Source organism: Natronoarchaeum mannanilyticum (assembly GCF_039522665.1).
Classification (GTDB): Archaea; Halobacteriota; Halobacteria; order Halobacteriales; family Natronoarchaeaceae; genus Natronoarchaeum; species Natronoarchaeum mannanilyticum.
In genome coordinates this window covers 204,245-221,920 of sequence record NZ_BAAADV010000007.1, presented here as the reverse complement: position 1 = coordinate 221,920, position 17,676 = coordinate 204,245, and the positions used below count along the sequence as shown (strand labels likewise).

The following is a 17,676-nucleotide window of genomic DNA, read 5'->3' as shown; positions in this document are numbered from 1 at the left end:
TCTGGGCGAGATTCGTTTCGATCAGCGAGCGACGGGAACCGGCAGTTTCGGCTCCCACTCCAGGTCGCCTTCGTAGTGGAACACGTCGTCGTCTTTCGTCGGGTCCATCACCGACAGGTCGATCCAGCCGTTGTCGAACAGGCGCTTGACCTCCTCGTGCTCGCGGAGGATCTCGGTGACGCGCTCGGTCGGAGCGTGGATCACGGTCTGCAGGCGGAGCGGCTGGTGGTAGGGCTGTTCGTCGCCAAGGTTGAGCGACTGGAGCGGCAGCCCGCTCATCAGGTCGCCGCCGTTGCCCTGATAGACGCCGACGTTGCCGACCTGGTTGTGGGTGACCTTCGAGCCGCTGCCGTAGACGCCGTTGTCGACCGTCGCGAAGTAGTACTGGTTGTTGATCCACTGCGTGACCACGAGCGGGCCGGTCACGATCGCCTCCAGCGCGTCGCCGTCGGGATCGGTCGACCAGTCGTAGGAGTGGAGGAACGCGCGGCCGTCGAGGTCGACGCCCTCGGTCAGGTCGCGCGGCCCGATCACGAACGAGGCGTTGCCCGACAGGCCCCACTCGGGGCGCGTCTCGGCCCAGTCGGCCGCGCGGCGCTCGGTCTCGCGGACGCTGTCGTCGGCTCCCGTGCGCATCGCCTCGGCGCGCTCGGCGGTGGCGGCCTCGCGAGCGGCGTCCAGATCCTCGCGCAGGCGCTCGACGTCCTCGCGGTGGCTCTCGGGTACCTCCCCGTCGAACAGCTCGATCTCGTCGGTCGTCGTGTTGTGTTCCGCGGCGAGGAAGACGGTGTCTTCGGGGACGTCGATCCCCTCATCGCGGAGCGCCGCCTTGACCTCGGGGTCGTTGCAGATCGCCGCGAGCACGCGGGCGCTCGGGCCGCCGGGGTTGCCGGCGCAGGCGCCGCAATCCAGGCTGGACTCGAAGGGGTTGTTCGTCGTCTCGCTGGCGTGGCCGGTGAACACGACGAGGCGGGCGAACTGCTCCCAGCCCATCAGCTCGAAGGCGGACTTCGCGTACTCGACCTTTTCCTCCAGCGTCATCCCGCGAGGGAGCGCGTCGCCGTGGGCGTGTTCGTGCGTTCCCTCGCCGTCGTCGCTCGGGCGGTCGACCGTCGGCGAGCAGAACTCGGCCACCGAGGGGAGCCGCTCGTCGACGGCACCGGTCAGGTCGCGGACGGCCGAGGGCGCGAGCGTGCGCGACGCCATCGCGGCACCGTAGGCGGTCCCGGCGCCCTCGACGAAGGTGAACGCCGCGGCGACGTTGGTCTTGAGCGCCTGGAGGTGGTTCCGGCTCGCGGACACCAGCCCCCTCCACGTGTCGTACGTCCCCGCGTGGTCGTGGCGCCCATCGGACGGACGGTCCTCGATGCGGTGTTCGGGGTCGACGATCGGCGGGCAGGCGTCGATCTCGACGTCGGAGTCGTACCCGCTGTAGCGCATCGGGACGCCGAAAAAGCCCGCGTAGCCGTGAGTCTCGTGGTGACCCTGCGCCTCGATGTGGCGGCGGATGATCTCCGAGCGCGTGTCGATGCAGAACACGAGCTGGGAGGCGGGGCGATCGTCTCCCTGCTCGGTTCCGTCTGCCGCTCCCGACCCGTCGAGCGAGCGCTCGACGTCGTCGAGGAGGCGGCGGCGGTAGCTCTCCTCCCATGCGGTGAGCCAGAGATCGGCCAGCGTCGGCTCGTCGTTCGATCCCCCCTCGCTCGGGTCGACGCCGTCTTCCGGCTCGTCCGCCTCGATCGGTGCGTCGAGCAGATCCGCGAGCGTCAGACGCACCGCGAGGTACTCGGTCAGCGAGATCGGGTGGGCCGACTGCCACGGGTCGCCGTCGGCGTCAGCACGCTGCTTGAGGAACCCCGTCCAGCCCGGCAGCGCGGCGAGGTGGCGCTCGAAGACCGGCTCCCAGCGCCCCTGCGGGACCTCCGACAGGGCCGCCTCGATCGCCGCCGTCGGCGTCTCCGGGAGGTCCGAGGAATCGCCGCAGTTCGGGATCTCGTCGTCGAGCGGCGCCATCTGCCGCCACGCGGCGTAGAACCCTTCCGAGCGATTCGGCATCGACCAGTGGGCCAGCCCCTCGTCGAGGAACTTGGCGAGCCACTTCGTCAGGATCCGGTCGACCGTCTCGGTCGCGGGATCGGCGTCGGTACCGTCGCTCGTCTCGGACGCGTCGGCCGCCATCTCGTCCAGAAGTTCCGACGGCTCGTCGTCGACGCCGTGGTCGTCCAGCACCGAGCGCAGCACGTCCGGGTCGATCCGGCCGTCCTCCCAGGCGCGGCGGAACGTCGCGGGGTCGGGGTAGCCGCGGCCGCCGAACAGATCGTTCGCCTCGGCGACCGCCTCCTCGAACGGGCGGTCCTCGAACCCCGCGAGGGGGTTGGCCGTGACGAACGAGTGGAGCGGCCAGACCGAGCCGACGGCCTCGGCGGCGCGTTCGATGCTGTCGTCGAGGTACTCCTCTTCAAGCGTCATTGTAATCCTCCTTGGTGGTGAGCAGCGTGTCCGGATCCGGCTGCGAGAGATTGACGAGCGAGACGTACAGGCGCCTGCTCTTGCGGTGCCAGCCTAGCGTCGTCGCGGCGTACGCGATCGCGAACGCGGCGACGACGGCGTAGTGGACGACCGTCAGCCCCGTCGGCTCCGTCGTCATCGGGACGTCAGCGAGCAGCGTCGTGATGGCGTTGAACGTCGCGGCGTACGTGCCGATCGCGACCAGCACGATCAGCGGCGTCCCGACGAGCTTGACCGTCGCCGGCAGCGTCGACCGGCGCAGCACGTCGCGGGTGGCGTGCAGCGTCGTCAGGACGACGACGATCGTCAGCACGAGGCCGCTGTTCAGTTCGGTTCCCTTGCCGGTCAGCAGGGCGAACAGGACGCCGCCGCCCAGCGCCGTCAGCAGTCCGACGCCGACACCGACCAGGTCGGGCGAGTCGTCGTGGTGGCCGCCCGGCGCGTTCTGCTCGACGGTCGCGCCCGATGACAGGAACAGGTACGCCTTGTAGAAGCCGTGCAGGATCAGGTGGGTGATCGCGGCCGCGAAGAAGCCGAGGCCGCACTGCAGGATCATAAAGCCCATCTGGGCGAGCGTCGAGGCGCCGAGCTCGCTCTTGATGTCGGTCTGAACGAGCAACAGCGCCTGGCCGAGCAGAGCGCTGACGGCGCCGACCGCGACGATCACCGACATCGCGGCCGTGCGGTCCGCGAACAGCGGCGCGAACCGGGTGAGCAGGACGCCGCCGGCGTTGACGAACCCGGCGTGCATCAGCGCCGAGGCCGGCGTCGGCGCGGTCATCGAGGACAGCAGCCACGTCTGGAACGGGAACAGCGCCGACTGGACGATCGCCGCGAGAAAGATCGCGCCGCCCGCGACGAGCGCCGCGGACGCCGGAACGTCGCCGAGATTTCCGAGGATGCCGGTGATCGACGTCGCGCCGGTCGTCCAGGCCAGCACCGTGAGGCCGAGGGCCAGCAGCCCAGTGCTGGCGAGGAAGTGGCGACGCGCGACGCCTGCGGCGGCGCGAGCCTGCGCCCAGTCGCGCTCGTGGCCGATCAGGCCGGCCATCAGCAGCCCCATCGCCAGCCACGTCGCTGCGAACAGCGCAACGTGGTCGGCCGCCGTCATCGCCATCACGACGAGCGTGAACGCCAGGACGCGGGCGAAGAACCCGTCGATGCGGGCGTCGCCGGCCATGTAGCGCCGCGAGTAGCTGTGGACGATGCCGCTGAAGAACGTGACGACGACCCACATGAGCGCGGTCAGCCCGTCGATTCGGACGACGCCCTCGACGGTCCACTCGGTGCCGGTTCGGATCGACAGGGCGAGCGCCCCCAGACCGAGGACGAAGAGCGTCCAGACGGCGGCGGTCGAGGCTCGCGGGAACGTCGAACGCGACGGCGTCGTCGTCTTCGAGACCTGTCCTGCGTCGTTCGAGCGTGTGTGGCCAGCCATTGTTCGATCGATTCGACCGGTGTGCGCCCCGGCGGGCGGCGCGACGCCGCGCCGGAGCACACGAACCGGTCGTGGTTACGGCACTATTGAACGATCTGGTTATTATAGTCTTCGATACGAACAGTGCGTTCCCTAAAACGTTATTATAGAACATTATGGTCTGAAAGGGTCGCACCTATCGGTACGAAGAGCTGTTCTAAACCCGACAACCGGCGCTTTAGATCAGAAAGCGGCGGCTCAGGAGCGTGACCGCGGTTCGCGGACGGCGATCACTCCGTCGAGAAGTCGTCGAACGGCGTCGTCTCGTGGCTGCGGACGAGCACCTCGTCCGCGACGGTCAGACCCATGTCGAGCAGCTCCTGTGCGACCGGCGTGATGTCGTCGTCGGTCTCGCCGACCGCGGTCACGAGCAGGTTCTGCTCGCCCGTCACGAGCTCCTGGACCGAGACGACGCCCGGAATGTCCAGCACGTCCTCGATCAGCTCTCCGCGCTCGGTGATCGACGCCGTGCAAAACAGGAGCATCCGGAGCGGGTAGCCCGACGCCTGGTAGTCGATGTCGGCGCTGTACCCCTTGAGGACGCCCTCGGACTCCAGGCGCTGGATGCGCTTGCGCACCGTGCTCGAAGACGCCTCGGTCCGCTCGGCGATCTCGCCGGACGACAGCCCCCGGGCGTCTTCCTGGAGCGCGTGGAGGATCTCCCGGTCGACGTCGTCGAGCTCCCTGTCGGACATACGTCACGATTTACCGCCCAGGGTCTAAGGTACTTCGCTGCCGGGGAGCAGCCGGTAGCGGTCTCACGAGCTTGCACACGCGCCCGCGATCACTGACTGCCGCCAGTTTCCACAATCTATTGGTCGCCCGCCCGCGTTGCGTCGCTCATGGCCGACACGCCACACGTCGTCGCGATCTGCGGGAGTCTCAGAGACGAGAGCCACACGCGAACGGCGCTCGGCGTCGCGCTCGACGGCGCCGAGCGGGCCGGGGCGTCGACGGAGCTTATCGACCTCCGAGAGCTCGAACTGCCGGTGTTCGACGCCGACGCCCAAGATGCCGGCGACGCGCCGGAACTCACACGGCGCGTCCGCGAGGCCGACGCCGTGTTGCTGGGGACGCCGATGTACCACGGGTCGTACTCCTCGGTGCTGAAGACCGCGCTTGACTACTGCGGGTTCGACGAGTTCGAGAACGAGACGGTCGGGCTGCTGGCGGTCGCCGGCGGCCGATTTCCGGTCTCGGCGCTCGATCACCTTCGGTCGGTCTGCCGGGCGCTCGACGCCTGGGTGCTGCCCTACCAGGCTGTCGTCCCGCAAGCGTATCAGGCGATCCAGGACGGCGAGATCGTCGACGAGGAGCTCGCAGAGCGCGCCGCCACGCTGGGCCGCCGCGTCGTCCAGTACGCCGAGATCGAACCCGACCCGGACTCCTTCGAGAGCGAGGAGAACGTCGGCGCCTGATCGCCCGGCGGCATCGCGCCGCTGTGATGGTCGAACGCGCCAACGTGCGATCTATTCGGCCGCGCCGCGTGCGCGCCCGGATGACAACGCTTTATCAGCAGGGCGACCTCGGTTGACTCGATGAGCGAGCGCACGCCGACCGACCGATCAATTCGGCGCGCCGACTCGCGGAGGCGGTGCCCGTGACCGGCGTCGCCGACCGTATCGGCGCCGAGGACCGCCTTCCGGGCGAGCTCGCGCGGTCGTGGCTCCGCGTGCTCGTCTCGCCACGGCGGTTCTTCCGCGAGCGCGTCGTCCCGCGGGATCAGGCGCCCGGCCTGCTGTTCGCGATGGGCGTCGTGCTCGTCGCCGAGTCGACCCGCGTCGCCTTCGGAACCGGCGCTGCGGCCGCGCCCGGCGCCCGGTCGACGCTGCTGAGCGTGTTCTGGATCGTCGCCGCGGTGCTGTTCGTGACGCCCGCCGGGCTGCACCTGCTCGCCGCGATCCAGACGGTGCTGTTGATCCCGTTCGCACCGGACCGGGGCGGCATCAGCGAGACGGTCCAGGTGCTCGCGTACGCCGCCGCGCCCTGCGCGCTTGCAGGGGTGCCGATCGTAGAGGTACGCGCGCTGGCGGGGCTGTACGCCGCCGCGCTGCTGACGATCGGGCTCTCGGAGGTTCACCGGCTTCCCCCCGGCAGGAGCGCTCTCCTGGGCGCCCTCCCGGCGTTTCTGGGTTACGGGTTGGGCTTTCGAGCGTTCGACGCGATCACGGCGCTGCTGGCGCGCTGGTACATCATCTGACCCCGGTCCGAGACGGTCGTCGAACTGCGCCACTCGGTGGGAATTTGCAAAACCCAAATGATCGCGCACTATTATATTGCTTCCTTAGACCTATCCGAAATCAGCAACAAGGACTGGTGAAATCTCTCGTCACTCTTTTACCGTTCCGTGACGAGTGAGGGAACAATGACTTCCGCCCCGCAACGAGACGAGTCGGCCGCGCAGTCGCCGAGCGAGGCCGTCGTCGAGGCGCTGGCAGACGCGAAGGGCGTCGATCCGCTCGAACTCGATCCGCTGTACGACGTCATCGACCCGGACGCGCTCGACGCGCTGTTCGACGGCGCGGCCGCCGACGGCCGCCGACAGGGCCGCGTCGAATTTCGAACGGACGGCTACCGCGTCGAGGTGACGTCCACCGGGAGGGTCCACCTCACCAGCCTCGACGCGCTCGAAGCCAGCGACTGAGGGGCGTCGCAGGCGCTCGCACCGAAGTGCTCTTGCTCCGGTCGCCACAACGACCGGTATGATCGACTCCTACGACGGCGTCGTCTTCGATCTGGACGGGACGCTCGTCGACCTCGACGTCGACTGGGCGGCCGTCGCGGCCGACGTCGCGGCGGTGTACGAGGATGCCGGCGTCGACGCCGGTAGCAGCGGGCTCTGGGCGATGCTGGAAGAGGCCGAGGAACACGGCATCGGCGACTCGGTCGAGGCGACCATCGCCGACCACGAGCGGACGGGCGCGCGTACGTCGACGCGCCTCCCCTCCGGTGACGACCTCGCGACGGTCGATCCGGTCGCCGTCTGCTCGCTCAACTGCGAGGCTGCTTGCCGGATCGCGCTGGAGACCCACGACCTCGACGGCGACGTCGCCGCGGTGGTCGGTCGGGACACCGTCGCGACGCACAAGCCCGATCCGGAGCCGCTGCTGGCGGCGATCGACCGGATCGACGTCTCGCCGGACGGCGCGCTGTTTATCGGCGACTCCGAGCGCGACGCCGTCACGGCGCGACGCGCCGGCGTCGATTACGTCGACGTGGCGGAGCTGCGTCGGTGAGAAAGATTCTACCGGACCATGTAGCGCTCGTCGTCGACCAGGAACCGACTGAGGTCGGACGTCTGGCGGTAGTCGCCCGCGAGCATCGCGCGGAGCCGCGCGTCGAGGCGCTCGGCGTCCGTGTCGGTCCACTCGGTCGGGTCCCGGATCGGGACGACGAGAAAGCCGCTGCCTTTGATCTCGGCGGCGTGTAGCTCCCGCATGTCGAGGTCGAGCCGCTCGGCCTGCGCGGTGTAGTTCTCGAGGACGTGCTCGGTCGCGCGCTCGCCGACGGGCACCAGGACGTGCGCGGCGATCGCCCGGAGCTCGGCGTCGAAGAACGGTTCGAGTTCGGCGTACTCGCTCTCCGTGGGAGACTCGCCGTCCGCCTGACAACACATGTAGAGGTAGCTCAGGAAGACGTTCGAGGGTTCGGGCTCGCCGTCGGCGTCCGCCAGTAATCCAACGTTCCGCAACACGTCCAGCAACCTGTCGCCGGCGACCGAGTCGGTAAACGGGATCCCCGACCGTCGGCCGCCGTGGACGCCGGGATGGTCGCCGATGACGTGGAAATCGGCGTTGGCGTCGCCGTAGCCGAACGCGGCCTCGGGGCCGTCGGCCGCGCGGGCGTCCTCACAGGGCGGTCGCATGCCGAACGGGTTGCTCGTCCGGTCTGTTACGTTCTCCACGCCGGGCACGTTCGCCGAGGGTCGATAAAACGCACTCGGTTCGGCGTCGCCGCCGGGTCGGCGTCGAGTAGTTGGAGAAGGGTCGGCGTCGGGCGGTCGTTCGGACAGGAGAGCCAGAGAGGGGATGAACCACGGTCGTCCCCGTTCGCTCGCTACCGCTCGCTCACCTCCCACTCCCTGATTCAAATCCCCACGAAGGTTCGCCGTGCCCTCGCGTCCGCTCGGGCACATCGAAGCCAGGGAGGGGATTTGAACCCCTGGATTCTCGATTACAAGTCGAGTGCTTGAACCGCCCAAGCTCCCCTGGCGCGAGTAGTCGTTAGCCCCGATCCTTTGAGTGGTTTTCGTCTTCCAGTCGCTTCTCCAGTACGACCCGGTGGCGCTCGTACCCGTTTCGCTCGTAGAACCGGTGAGCGGCCTCGTTGGCGGCCATCACCTCGACGGTGACCGCGTCGACGCCGTCCGCGGCGAGGTCGGCCTCAGCACGATCCAGCAGCGACGCCCCGACGCCCGCGTCGCGGTACGCCGGCCTCACGTAGAGGTTCTGGACGACGCCGCGGTCGATGTCCGTCTCGAATCCCTCGTTAGTCCGCTCGTACGTGACGAACCCGGCGATCTCGTCGTTCGCTCGCGCCACGAACGCCTCTCCGGTGATGGCGTGGCGGCTCAGCGTCTCCGCGATCCGCGAGCGGTTCGCTTCGGGGCGGATGTGGGTTCCGTGAGCGCGCTGCTCGCGAGCCAGCGCGACCCAGAGGTCGGCGAGTTCTTCGATTTCGTCGGGGGCCGGTCTGTCGATCTCCATCACTGTCGCTCGGGCCGACCGATAAACGGTCGACGAGGTCCCGATCCGCAGAACGATCGCGGTTGCGCCGTGCTCACACGTCCCGGCAGTCGGCGCAGATGAGCTGTCCGTTGAAATTCTGCAGATCTCGCGTCAGCGACCCGCAGCTCTCGCAGACGCTCTGAGAGGAGTACCCCGCGTTCTCGTTCGCCGGGGCGCGGTCGTCCGAGACGCGTCCGGCGACGGCGTCCGTGCCGACGTCCGCGCCGACCGCCTGTCGCTCTCGCTCCATTCCGGTGCCGTTCTGCAGGAGCGAGGTTGCCGCGGTCACCGCATCGTTGGCGGTCAGTACGCCGACCAGTTCCTCGTCGTCGGTGACGAGCAACCTGCGCGTTCCCTCCGTCGACATCAGGTCGAGCGCGTCGACGAACGATCGGTCGGGCGTTGCCGTCGGCTCGGGCTCGCGCATCACGTCGCCGACCGTCACCGGCGCGGTGTCATCCGAGACGTGGGCCAGCAGGTCGTGGGCCGTCACGACGCCGACCGGTCGACTGCCCCGGACGACGGCGGCGAGCGTCGCTTCGTCCTCGCGGAGCACGTCGGCGACGTCGGCGACCGCGTCGGACTCGCTGACGCCGACGAACTCCCGGGACATTATGTCGCGCACTGTCACGTCCTCGTCCATGTGACAAAGTAGCAAACGAGCGGTCTAAAAGCTACCTGCACCACACTTATCACCGTTCCCGCGGTAGGTTAGTGCTTGCAGGCGTTCCCGGAGATTGACGGCTGCCGTCCGCGCAACGACGTCACTCCGCGAACCAGACTGCGTCGCCGCTCGCTCGCGCTTCCTCCAGCGCGTGTTTGGCGTCCATCCCGGCCTCGTGGGCCGTTTTCCCGGAACCGACGCCGACGCGGAGGTCGACGCCGGCGACTTCGGTGACGTGGTCGATCGCGTCGAGGTAGGCGCCCTCGGTAAGCGTCGGGCAGGCGGCGATCACGTTGTCGCCGCCGACGAAAAAGGACAGCGCGTCGTGCTCGCCGTGCATCTCCTTCATCAGCGTCGCGTACCCCTGCTCGATCTCGATGAACGTCTCGAACGCGCTGAGCCGGTCGGTGTACTCGCCGGTCGCGTCGATCACGTCGAAGTGAGCGATCTCGACGTCCTCGTCCGTCCGATGGTCCTCGCCGATCGTGCGGCCGCAGAGAATTTCGCGGCGGTCCTTGTCCTGTGCGCTGCCGCGGTCCTGCAGATTGTCCGTGGCGTCCGCGAGCGCGTGGGCGGGCGTCGTTCCCGTCGCCACGGAGAGGCTGACGGTCACCGGGTAGCGGTTCCCGACCGACTCCTGGATCATCGCGTGGTCGGACTCGTCGAGCCCGTTGGTCACGGCGATCATGTTGTCGAACCGGGTGAAAAAGACGTAGCCGCCGCGGTTACCGATCAGCTGCGAGAGGTCGGCGTACAGGCGGGACTGCAGCGTCTGGAGGTCGACTTCCCGTCGCGGTTCGGGCGTCACCGTCCACGGGCCGTAGTTGTCGATCTGAACGAGCGTAACCTGCGTGTTCGTCACGGTATCACTCTCTTGTGACGCATCTCGTATAAGTGACGCGAAGCGGCGCGGCAATCGATCGCGATCCGGCCGTCGACTCAGGCGCGCTTGGTCTCGGGGTTCGATCCGACGGGATGGTAGTCCCAGTAGCCGCCCTCGCGGATGGCCTTCCCGGCTTCCTTGTGCATGTCGACGATCGTCTCGAACTCCTCGGCATCGACGCGCTCGAAGATCTCTCGGAGGCTAACCACGCGCTGGTAGTTGATGCGGATCGGCTCGTCGCCGTGCTCGGCGACGAACTCCTCGGCCGACAGTGGGAAGTCCTCGTCCTCGTCGACCTTCTTGGCGATGATCGCCATCCCGTACTTGCGCATCCCTTCGCTGCCCTCCTCGCCGTCGGGATCGTGCGGCCAGTCCATACTCCGACCTGTGGACGGATTCGGGAAAAACGTTCCTATGCCGGCGGCGTCAGCCGTGGACGGTCATCGTCTTCTCGACCAGGTGGAGGTAGTAGAAGTCGGGGCCTGCGCTTTCGTAGGAGATACTCGTAGTTGCAGCACCCGGCGATAACTGGACTTCCCCGGCCTTCATTTTACTCTGCACCTCTAACTCATCGATGACCAACGAGCCTTCAAACACGGAGTTTCCCCTGGATTGCATATATGCGTCCGACTCCGGCGCATAGATGAGCGCGTAGACGCTTCCCTTGGTGTTGTCACCGTCACTAAAGACGTACCCGTCTGAGGAGACGAAGATCCTCGTGCGGTTCGGCGCATCCTCGTCACCCACTGGCTCTTTATTTCCGATCCCCTTGCTTAGGCTAAATCCTTCCCGAACAAAAAAGGAGACATCGTGTGAATCGCCGGACACAGGCATCCCTCCTGATCCGGGAGCGAGCGTCCCGTTGACATACACTTCTATATCACTGCCATTGGTCTCAAAGGAGTGGTACCCGTCGAGATCCTCGACGCAGTAGAGGTCCTGGGAACTGTCGACAGTGGTCGGCAGATCGTTCTTGATAGTGTCGCACTCGTTTTTCTTCATCTCGATGAGAGAGTCGGCGGACGGCATATCCATTTCCCCCTCTTCGTAATCGAATTCGGCTTTCCCTTCATTCTGAACGTTACCTGCCCTAACAGCTTCAGTAAACGTGCCGCCTTTGAGCTCGAACGGAACGCTCAGCTCTACCTTGATCTCACCCTTCTCGTCCTCGCTACAGGATTCGTCGATCGAACCGCGCGTCTGCGTGCTGAAGTACTCTTCCCAGCCCTGACAGTACTCGCTTTCGAGTGTGACGTGCAGTGTCCCCTCGTCGAGGGGATTCGTTCGATTTTGCGCCGGGTCCGGATACTCTCGCGTCGTGTTCTTTAGCCGTAGTGACCCCGAGAGCGATCCCGATTTCTGGAGGTCCCCCTCGAGTTTCGTCACGGGGAACACGAGCGAATTGTCGCGGTAGAAAAACTCCGGCGCGGACACGAGCGAACTCCCGGATCCCTGCTTGCGAAACACCCCGCCGCCCTGATAGGCGACCTCCTTCCCGTCGCGCTCGTAGACGAGCGATCGAAGCGAAGTTTTTGTCAGGTTTTCGGTGCCGTTCGAGTGTTCCAGCTGCACCTTGAGATTTCCAGTGTCGTCGACCGTCCGAACTTCGCCGTCCCTGTGGCCGAAGTCGAAATCGACCTCGTCGCCGGGCTCCCGCAGCTCGCTCGCGTCGACCGACAGCTGCGAGAACGCCGTCTCGGTCTGCGAGCTCTCGATGTCCGATTGGGTGTCCTGCAGCATCGCTGCGCCGAACGCCGCAACCGTCACGGCGACCGTGAGAACCATGGCGATAATGAGGATCACGCCTATAACTGGGCCTACTGCCCGATCGGACATCATACAGTTCCGGTATGCTTCCTAGATGCTTAACCTTTGTTGCCAAAAACGACCTGCGATCGTCGCTTGGTTCTATCGCCCGATAACGGAATATTTTCATTGACGGAGAAAATTGAACGGTACGAAGACGCCGTTTTCCTGAGTGTGAACGGTCTGCCTGCTGATCGTCGGGAAGCTCGCCGATTGATTCCCGGAGGAGACCGTAATTTGCAACCACTACTCTCGAGCCGGTAAAATTAAGTATGTGAGAAGTTAACAGAGTAGCGTATGAAAGAGAATATACTCGACCGAACGCGAGCCGAACTCGTCCACGAGGCCGTCGCTGCGACTGACGACGAACTGACGGCGGTGAATCCCTCCGAAGAGACGATCCGCGAACTCGTTTCGGCGCTCGCGGACGCCGACGGGCCGCCGACGGTGCGCTTGCTCGGCCACCCCGAGACGGTCAAGGACGTGATGAGCGACTTCATCGTCGCGAGCAACGCCGCGGATCTGGTGGAGTCCGGTACGCTGGAACTCCGAGTGAACGACGCGACCTCGGGGAACCCGCTGTTGATTCACGACGACGCCGTCGTCGCCGTGGTGGACGCGGGCGCGTCGGTCGGCGGGCTCGTCGCCGACGACGAGGCGTTCGTCGCCGACGCTCGCGACCGATACGAATCACAGTGGGAAGCGGCGGAGTCGTACCCGCTGCGGACGCCGCCGCTCTCGACCGTCCACGAAGGGCTCTCCGCGGAGCTCGGCGAGCACGCCGAGCAGGACTTCCGCGCGATGTTGAGTTCGCTCGAGACGGCTCGCGGCGACGGCGACGGCCTCGACGAGGTGACGATCAGCCTGCTCGTCGCCGCCAAGAACGAGGAGCTGCTGTACGACGTGAGCAAGTGGGGCGAGGACACCGGGGTCGCCAGCAAGGCGACGTTCTCCCGGACCAAAACCAAGCTCGAGGACATGGGCCTGATCGAGACCGAGAAGGTGCCGATCGACGTCGGCCGCCCGCGCCTGCGGCTGACGCTCGGCGACGACCGGCTCGAAGCCGCCGAGAACGATCAGCTCGCGACGGTCGCCCAGTCGATGCTCAACTAGGCGTCGAACCGTTCTAACAGCTCGTCCAGCCCGTCTACGTCTTCTTCGACCCGCTGTCCGCAGGCGATCAGCGCGTCGAGATCGAACGCGTACTCCCCTTGGGCGTTGCGCACGAGGTACGGGCGATCGCGCAGCTCGGAGAGGAACGTCCAGACGTACTGGACCTGCACGTCCGTCCGATCAGCGACCGAAGCGGCCGAAAGCGGCCCCTCCGCCGCGACTTCCTCGACGATCGCGCGCCGCGCCGCCTCGTCGACGTGAGCCCGCTCCGCGGCGTCGGCGACCTCCGCGGCGATCGGCTCGCTGCGGACGTACGCCAGCACGCTTTCGGCGTCGAGTTCGTCGTCTGCGGTCCTTTCCGTCGGTTCAGCGCTCGCAGCGTCGCCGGCGTGATCGCCCGAGCGCGAATCGACCGCCGTCGGTTCGGCGTCGCTCTCCACCGCGACGGCAGTCCCGTCGCCACTGGGCTGTTCTGCGGCGGCGCCAGCGGCTTCGGCGGTTGTCGCGTCACCGCCCGTTGTCGCGTCGCCGTTAACCGCGTCGCCGCTGGACGCCGCGGCGTCCGCGTCACCCGGGGTCTCCGGCCCGTCGCCCGCCGGAAACGCCGCTTGCACCGTCGACGGGTCGTCGAAGTCGATCGGCGCGGTCGCCTCCTGCAGGCGCTGGTTCTCGGCTTCGAGCTGATCGATGTACTCGTGGGCGTCGTCGAGTTCGTCCTCCAGCTCCGCGACGCGGTCTTCGAGATCCTCGATGCGGTCGTCCTTGGCGACGAGGCGCGACTCGACCTCCTCGGGCGTGGATGCCACGTCACCCCGGGAGAAGGCGTTCGCCAGCTGTCTGGCGGCGTTCGAGACGTCGCGAGCGTTTTCGAGGTCCTGCTCTAACTGGTTGATCTTCGCGGTCTTCTTGTCGAGTTCCTGCTGGAGGTCGGCGAGCTCGCTCTCGCGTTGCTGTTCCTCCTCGGTGATCGTCTCGAGGTCGTCCATCAGCGAGTCGCTGACGGACTTGAGCTCGGGGCGCTCGAAGTCGTCGAGGCCGGGCGTCGCGCCGGCGTCGAACGTGCGCTTGCGGCGGAACTGGATCTGGCGGACGTCGACCTCGGTCCAGTCGGTCTGGAGGAACGCCTCGCCGTCGGCGAGTTCGGAGACGGCTTCCTGGTACTCGGTGTCGACGACGCGTCCGACGACTTTGGTGTCGTTGTCCCAGGTGAGCCGGTGCCAGACGAGCCAGTTCGCCTGCGTGATGAAGTCCTTCTTGACGTCGGCGGGGCGCTGGCTGATCCCCATGATCCCCAGCCCGTGCTTGCGCCCGCGCTTGCCGATCTTGATCAGCATCTTGCCCGTCTCGCCGCCGCCGCCCTTCTGGGGGAGGTACTCGTGGACCTCCTCGACGACCAGCAGGAACGGCTTCTTGAGCTTCTTTTCCTTGGTAAAGAGGTGCCGGGCGGTCTCCCGGAGCAGCTCGTCGGCGACGTCCTCGTCGAGGTAGCCCGAGACGTCGAGGATGATCGGGACGTTCTCCTCTAAGGCGAGGTTCGCGATCTTCTCGGCGTGGTCCGGCCCGATCTGGATGTCGCACTCCTCGTCGGCGCCGGCGTGGAGCAGCTCGTACTCCTCCTTGAGGCCGTAGTACTCGCCGTCCGTGTCGACGATCAGGACCGGGTAGCCAGCGTCGAGCAGCTCCTCGATCACGACGCTGGCGGTGTTGGACTTGCCGGATCCGCTCTTGCCCGTCACGAAGCCGCGGCCCGTCAGCACGTCGACGACGGGGAGTTCGACGGGCGCGCCGGAGTTTTCGTCGCCCGCCGCCGCCGTGAGTTCGCCGATCCGGATGGTCTCTTGCTCGCTCACTCGCCGACCCCTCCGAAAGAAGCCGTTCGCTGACTCGTCATTACCAGTACCGTTTCCCGACGAGCACTTGAAACCTCGCACGAGCGCGGGTCCCGTCCGAGCCCACTGCCGTCTCAGTTGTCGAGGTCGCTGTTTCCGGCGCTGAACGGCCCGACGAACAGCGTCGACAGCGACAGCACGGCCAGCCGGAGCACGAACGCGACGAGCAGGGTGAACGGCGTCACGGCGACGGTCACCGCGCCGGCGACGAACAGCAGCCGGTGGGGGAGGCCGAGCGTCGCACCGGGGAACGCGGTCGGCTGGTAGATCTGGATGGCGCAGTACGTCGCCACGAGCGACGGCAGCCCGACGTACAGCAGCCCCCGCGAGAGGCGGATGTACTCCGAGCGGATGTAGATCGTCTTGATGTACTCGCGGCTGATCGTGAACAGTTCGAGCAGTTCCTCCATTCCGTCGACCGCGTCCGCCTGCTCCTCCGAGAGCGACGCGCGGTGAGACGCCCGCAGCGCGCGAAGCGAGGCCACTTTCTCCGAGATGGCGAACCGGAGCAGCGCCTGGACGACCTCGAACTCGCCGAGGCCGGCGTCGCCGAGCTGGTCGCGGACGTAGGTCCCGTCGCGCTCCACGGCGTCGACGTACCGATCGACGGCGCCCTGGAGCGACAGCGGGGCGGCGTCGGCCGTCGCCTCCCGGAGCAGTTCCGCCTGCTCGACGATCTCGTCCATCAGCATCCCGAAGAACAGCGACGGGGTCGTCGGACTGACGCGCTCGCCCGTGTGCTCCTCGATCCTGCGCCGGAGGTCCATCGCGTCCTCGTAGCGCTCCCGCTGCTCGCCGACCGGGCCGAGCCCGGGCGAGAGAACGAGCTGGTTGATCGAGAGGACGATCACCACGACCGAGACGATCGTCTTCAGCAGCTCCGTGAGCACCCCGCCCGTCGAGATGCCGCCGCCGCCGAGAAACGTCTCGACGGGGACGGGACCGAACAGGCCGACGAGGACGATCGTCCCGAACACGCCGAAAAGCAGTATCGCGGTGACGACCCAGCGGCTCGCGGTGAGGACGAACCACCGCTTCGCGCGCTCGACCGGTCCGCGGGACCGCACCGATGCGCTGACGTCGTCGATCTTCATCGCGGGGCCGGGTTTCTCCCCGCGACCCCGTCCGTCGGTTCCGTCACCGGTCATCGTGCGCTCGTCGCCTCACGTGTGTCGTATCCACCCGCCCGGTTATGATGGTCGGGCACGGTCGGCGGAACCGCGATGACGGATCGAGCGTGAGAAAATGGGGCGGCGAACCTTGGGAGAACCTGACGGCCGAACTCAGTCGTCCGCCTCTGCCGGTGCGGCGTCCTCCAGCAGCTCCTCCCGGTGCTCGTCGAGTAGCGGCGCCCGTTCGCCGGGCTTCGTCGGCGTCTCGATCATCTTGATCGGGTTGCCGGCGATCGCCACTTCGGCGTCCGCGCCGGGCTGGTCGACGCCGACGCGCATCTCGCGGGCCTCGACGTGGGGGTCGGCCGCGATATCGGCGGCGTCCTGCACGGGCGCTGTCGGCAGCCCGTCGAGGGCGGCCAGCACGTCGTCGGTCGGCCTGGTCCGCGTCCACTCGACGATGGCCTCGCGCAGCGACTCGCGGTTCGCGAGCCTGCTCTCGCGGTCGGGATACTCCGCCGCGAGCTCCGGCCGGTCCATCGCCTCGCAGAGCTCGCGCCAGTGGTTGCTCCCGAACGCCGCGATCACGACGTAGCCGTCGGCCGTCTCGAAGGCGTCGTAGGGGAACAGCGTCGGGTGCGAGTTGCCCTGGCGCGTCGGCGCCGCGCCGTCGTAGGAGTGCTGGTACACCGTCCGCTCGCAGAGGCTGATCATGGCGTCGTACATCGCCGTGTCGACGTACTGGCCTTCGCCCGTGCGGTCGCGGTGGTGGACCGCAGCGAGGATCCCCACCGCGTTGAGCGCCGCGGTGAACAGGTCGCCGACGCCGGGGCCGACCTTCGTCGGCGGCCCGTCCTCGTGCCCGGTGATCTCCATGACCCCGCCCAGCGCCTGCGCGACGAGATCGAACGACGGCTGACCCTGCCTGTGGGTCTCGCCCGTGCGCGGGTCGCCGAAGCCGCGGATCGAGCTGTAGATCAGCTCGGGGTTGCGCTCGCGCAGCGTCTCGTAGCCCAGATCGAACTGCTCCATCGTCCCCGCGCGGTAGTTCTCGACGACGACGTCGGCGCGCTCGACCAGCGAGAGAAAGGCCTCGCGGTCGGCGTCGTCGCCGAGGTTCAGCTCGACGCTGCGCTTACCCCGGTTCACAGATTGAAAGTAGCCGCCGTACGCTTCGGCGTCGGCGTCCTCGTAGAACGGCGGGTTCGATCGGATGAGGTCGCCGCCCGGGCGCTCGATCTTTACCACGTCCGCGCCCATGTCCGCGAGCAGCATCGTGCAGTACGGGCCGGCGAGCACCTGCGTCAGATCGAGCACGCGCAAGTCGTCGAGCGCTCCCATGGAGTTGGCGTCGGGCAGGGGAGGGAAAAACCTTCCCTATAGATCATGAAGAATGTGGTTGTCTCTCAACCTTTGTGATTGTCTATCATCCGACTATATCTAACCCCTTAAGGAATATTATCATGAAAAACCATTAACTATAAGGATTCCTCACGC

General features: G+C 67.0%; 17 protein-coding genes and 1 tRNA gene. 5 read left to right on the top strand and 13 right to left on the bottom strand.

The window, feature by feature from the left end; all coding sequences use genetic code 11:
- Positions 1-21: 21 nt before the first annotated feature.
- From ABDZ81_RS14235 to ABDZ81_RS14225, 3 genes are all read right to left on the bottom strand, one after another.
- Entirely contained in the window at positions 22-2,469 is a 2,448-nt protein-coding gene (locus ABDZ81_RS14235; RefSeq protein ID WP_343774671.1) for a DUF2309 domain-containing protein, read from the bottom strand.
- Positions 2,459-3,946 carry a proton-conducting transporter transmembrane domain-containing protein gene (locus ABDZ81_RS14230; RefSeq protein ID WP_343774670.1) on the bottom strand — a complete coding sequence of 496 codons (1,488 nt, stop codon included), beginning with the start codon at positions 3,944-3,946 and terminating at the stop codon, positions 2,459-2,461. Before ABDZ81_RS14230 ends, ABDZ81_RS14235 begins: the two co-directional genes overlap by 11 nt.
- Positions 3,947-4,215: 269 nt before the next feature.
- Positions 4,216-4,680, bottom strand: a complete 465-nt coding sequence (locus ABDZ81_RS14225) for an Lrp/AsnC family transcriptional regulator (RefSeq protein ID WP_343774669.1) — start codon at positions 4,678-4,680, stop codon at positions 4,216-4,218.
- A gap of 147 nt (positions 4,681-4,827) precedes the next feature.
- Here ABDZ81_RS14225 and ABDZ81_RS14220 point away from each other — a divergent pair, with 147 nt between their 5' ends.
- From ABDZ81_RS14220 to ABDZ81_RS14205, 4 genes are all read left to right on the top strand, one after another.
- Positions 4,828-5,403, top strand: coding sequence for an NADPH-dependent FMN reductase (locus ABDZ81_RS14220; protein WP_343774668.1), 576 nt, complete (start codon positions 4,828-4,830; stop codon positions 5,401-5,403).
- A 182-nt stretch (positions 5,404-5,585) separates the two neighbouring features.
- Entirely contained in the window at positions 5,586-6,185 is a 600-nt protein-coding gene (locus tag ABDZ81_RS14215) for a YIP1 family protein (protein ID WP_343774667.1), read from the top strand.
- 165 nt (positions 6,186-6,350) lie between these two features.
- Complete coding sequence (gene ddfA, locus ABDZ81_RS14210) at positions 6,351-6,629, top strand: DdfA family disk-determining factor (RefSeq protein WP_343774666.1); 279 nt, start codon at positions 6,351-6,353, stop codon at positions 6,627-6,629.
- A gap of 58 nt (positions 6,630-6,687) precedes the next feature.
- Positions 6,688-7,221, top strand: a complete 534-nt coding sequence (locus ABDZ81_RS14205; protein ID WP_343774665.1) for an HAD family hydrolase — start codon at positions 6,688-6,690, stop codon at positions 7,219-7,221.
- Between the two features lie 8 nt (positions 7,222-7,229).
- Here ABDZ81_RS14205 and ABDZ81_RS14200 read toward each other — a convergent pair whose 3' ends face one another.
- The 7 genes from ABDZ81_RS14200 to ABDZ81_RS14170 form a co-directional block, all read right to left on the bottom strand.
- On the bottom strand, positions 7,230-7,889 hold the full coding sequence (locus ABDZ81_RS14200) for a uracil-DNA glycosylase family protein (protein ID WP_343774664.1): 660 nt from the start codon (positions 7,887-7,889) through the stop codon (positions 7,230-7,232).
- A 234-nt stretch (positions 7,890-8,123) separates the two neighbouring features.
- Positions 8,124-8,197 (bottom strand) — tRNA-Thr (locus ABDZ81_RS14195).
- Positions 8,198-8,208: 11 nt separating this feature from the next.
- Positions 8,209-8,691, bottom strand: a complete 483-nt coding sequence (locus ABDZ81_RS14190; RefSeq protein ID WP_343774663.1) for a GNAT family N-acetyltransferase — start codon at positions 8,689-8,691, stop codon at positions 8,209-8,211.
- Between the two features lie 73 nt (positions 8,692-8,764).
- Positions 8,765-9,355 carry a CBS domain-containing protein gene (locus ABDZ81_RS14185; RefSeq protein WP_343774661.1) on the bottom strand — a complete coding sequence of 197 codons (591 nt, stop codon included), beginning with the start codon at positions 9,353-9,355 and terminating at the stop codon, positions 8,765-8,767.
- A 121-nt stretch (positions 9,356-9,476) separates the two neighbouring features.
- A complete protein-coding gene (locus ABDZ81_RS14180) occupies positions 9,477-10,238 on the bottom strand; it encodes a GTP cyclohydrolase III (RefSeq protein ID WP_343774660.1) in 762 nt (253 codons plus the stop codon).
- Positions 10,239-10,315: 77 nt separating this feature from the next.
- Entirely contained in the window at positions 10,316-10,636 is a 321-nt protein-coding gene (locus tag ABDZ81_RS14175; protein ID WP_343774659.1) for a DUF5785 family protein, read from the bottom strand.
- A 49-nt stretch (positions 10,637-10,685) separates the two neighbouring features.
- Positions 10,686-12,098 carry a DUF7289 family protein gene (locus ABDZ81_RS14170; protein ID WP_343774658.1) on the bottom strand — a complete coding sequence of 471 codons (1,413 nt, stop codon included), beginning with the start codon at positions 12,096-12,098 and terminating at the stop codon, positions 10,686-10,688.
- Between the two features lie 264 nt (positions 12,099-12,362).
- Here ABDZ81_RS14170 and tbsP point away from each other — a divergent pair, with 264 nt between their 5' ends.
- A complete protein-coding gene (tbsP, locus tag ABDZ81_RS14165) occupies positions 12,363-13,178 on the top strand; it encodes a transcriptional regulator TbsP (protein ID WP_343774657.1) in 816 nt (271 codons plus the stop codon).
- Here tbsP and ABDZ81_RS14160 read toward each other — a convergent pair.
- The 3 genes from ABDZ81_RS14160 to mct form a co-directional block, all read right to left on the bottom strand.
- Complete coding sequence (locus ABDZ81_RS14160) at positions 13,175-15,028, bottom strand: helicase HerA domain-containing protein (RefSeq protein ID WP_343774656.1); 1,854 nt, start codon at positions 15,026-15,028, stop codon at positions 13,175-13,177. The two genes, tbsP and ABDZ81_RS14160, sit on opposite strands and share 4 nt — an antisense overlap.
- Before the next feature lie 113 nt (positions 15,029-15,141).
- Complete coding sequence (locus ABDZ81_RS14155) at positions 15,142-16,215, bottom strand: DUF7972 family membrane protein (protein WP_343774655.1); 1,074 nt, start codon at positions 16,213-16,215, stop codon at positions 15,142-15,144.
- Between the two features lie 135 nt (positions 16,216-16,350).
- The gene (gene mct, locus ABDZ81_RS14150) at positions 16,351-17,520 is read right to left on the bottom strand and encodes a succinyl-CoA:mesaconate CoA-transferase (RefSeq protein WP_343774654.1); all 1,170 of its coding nucleotides are present in this window, start codon (positions 17,518-17,520) and stop codon (positions 16,351-16,353) included.
- Positions 17,521-17,676 lie beyond the last annotated feature (156 nt).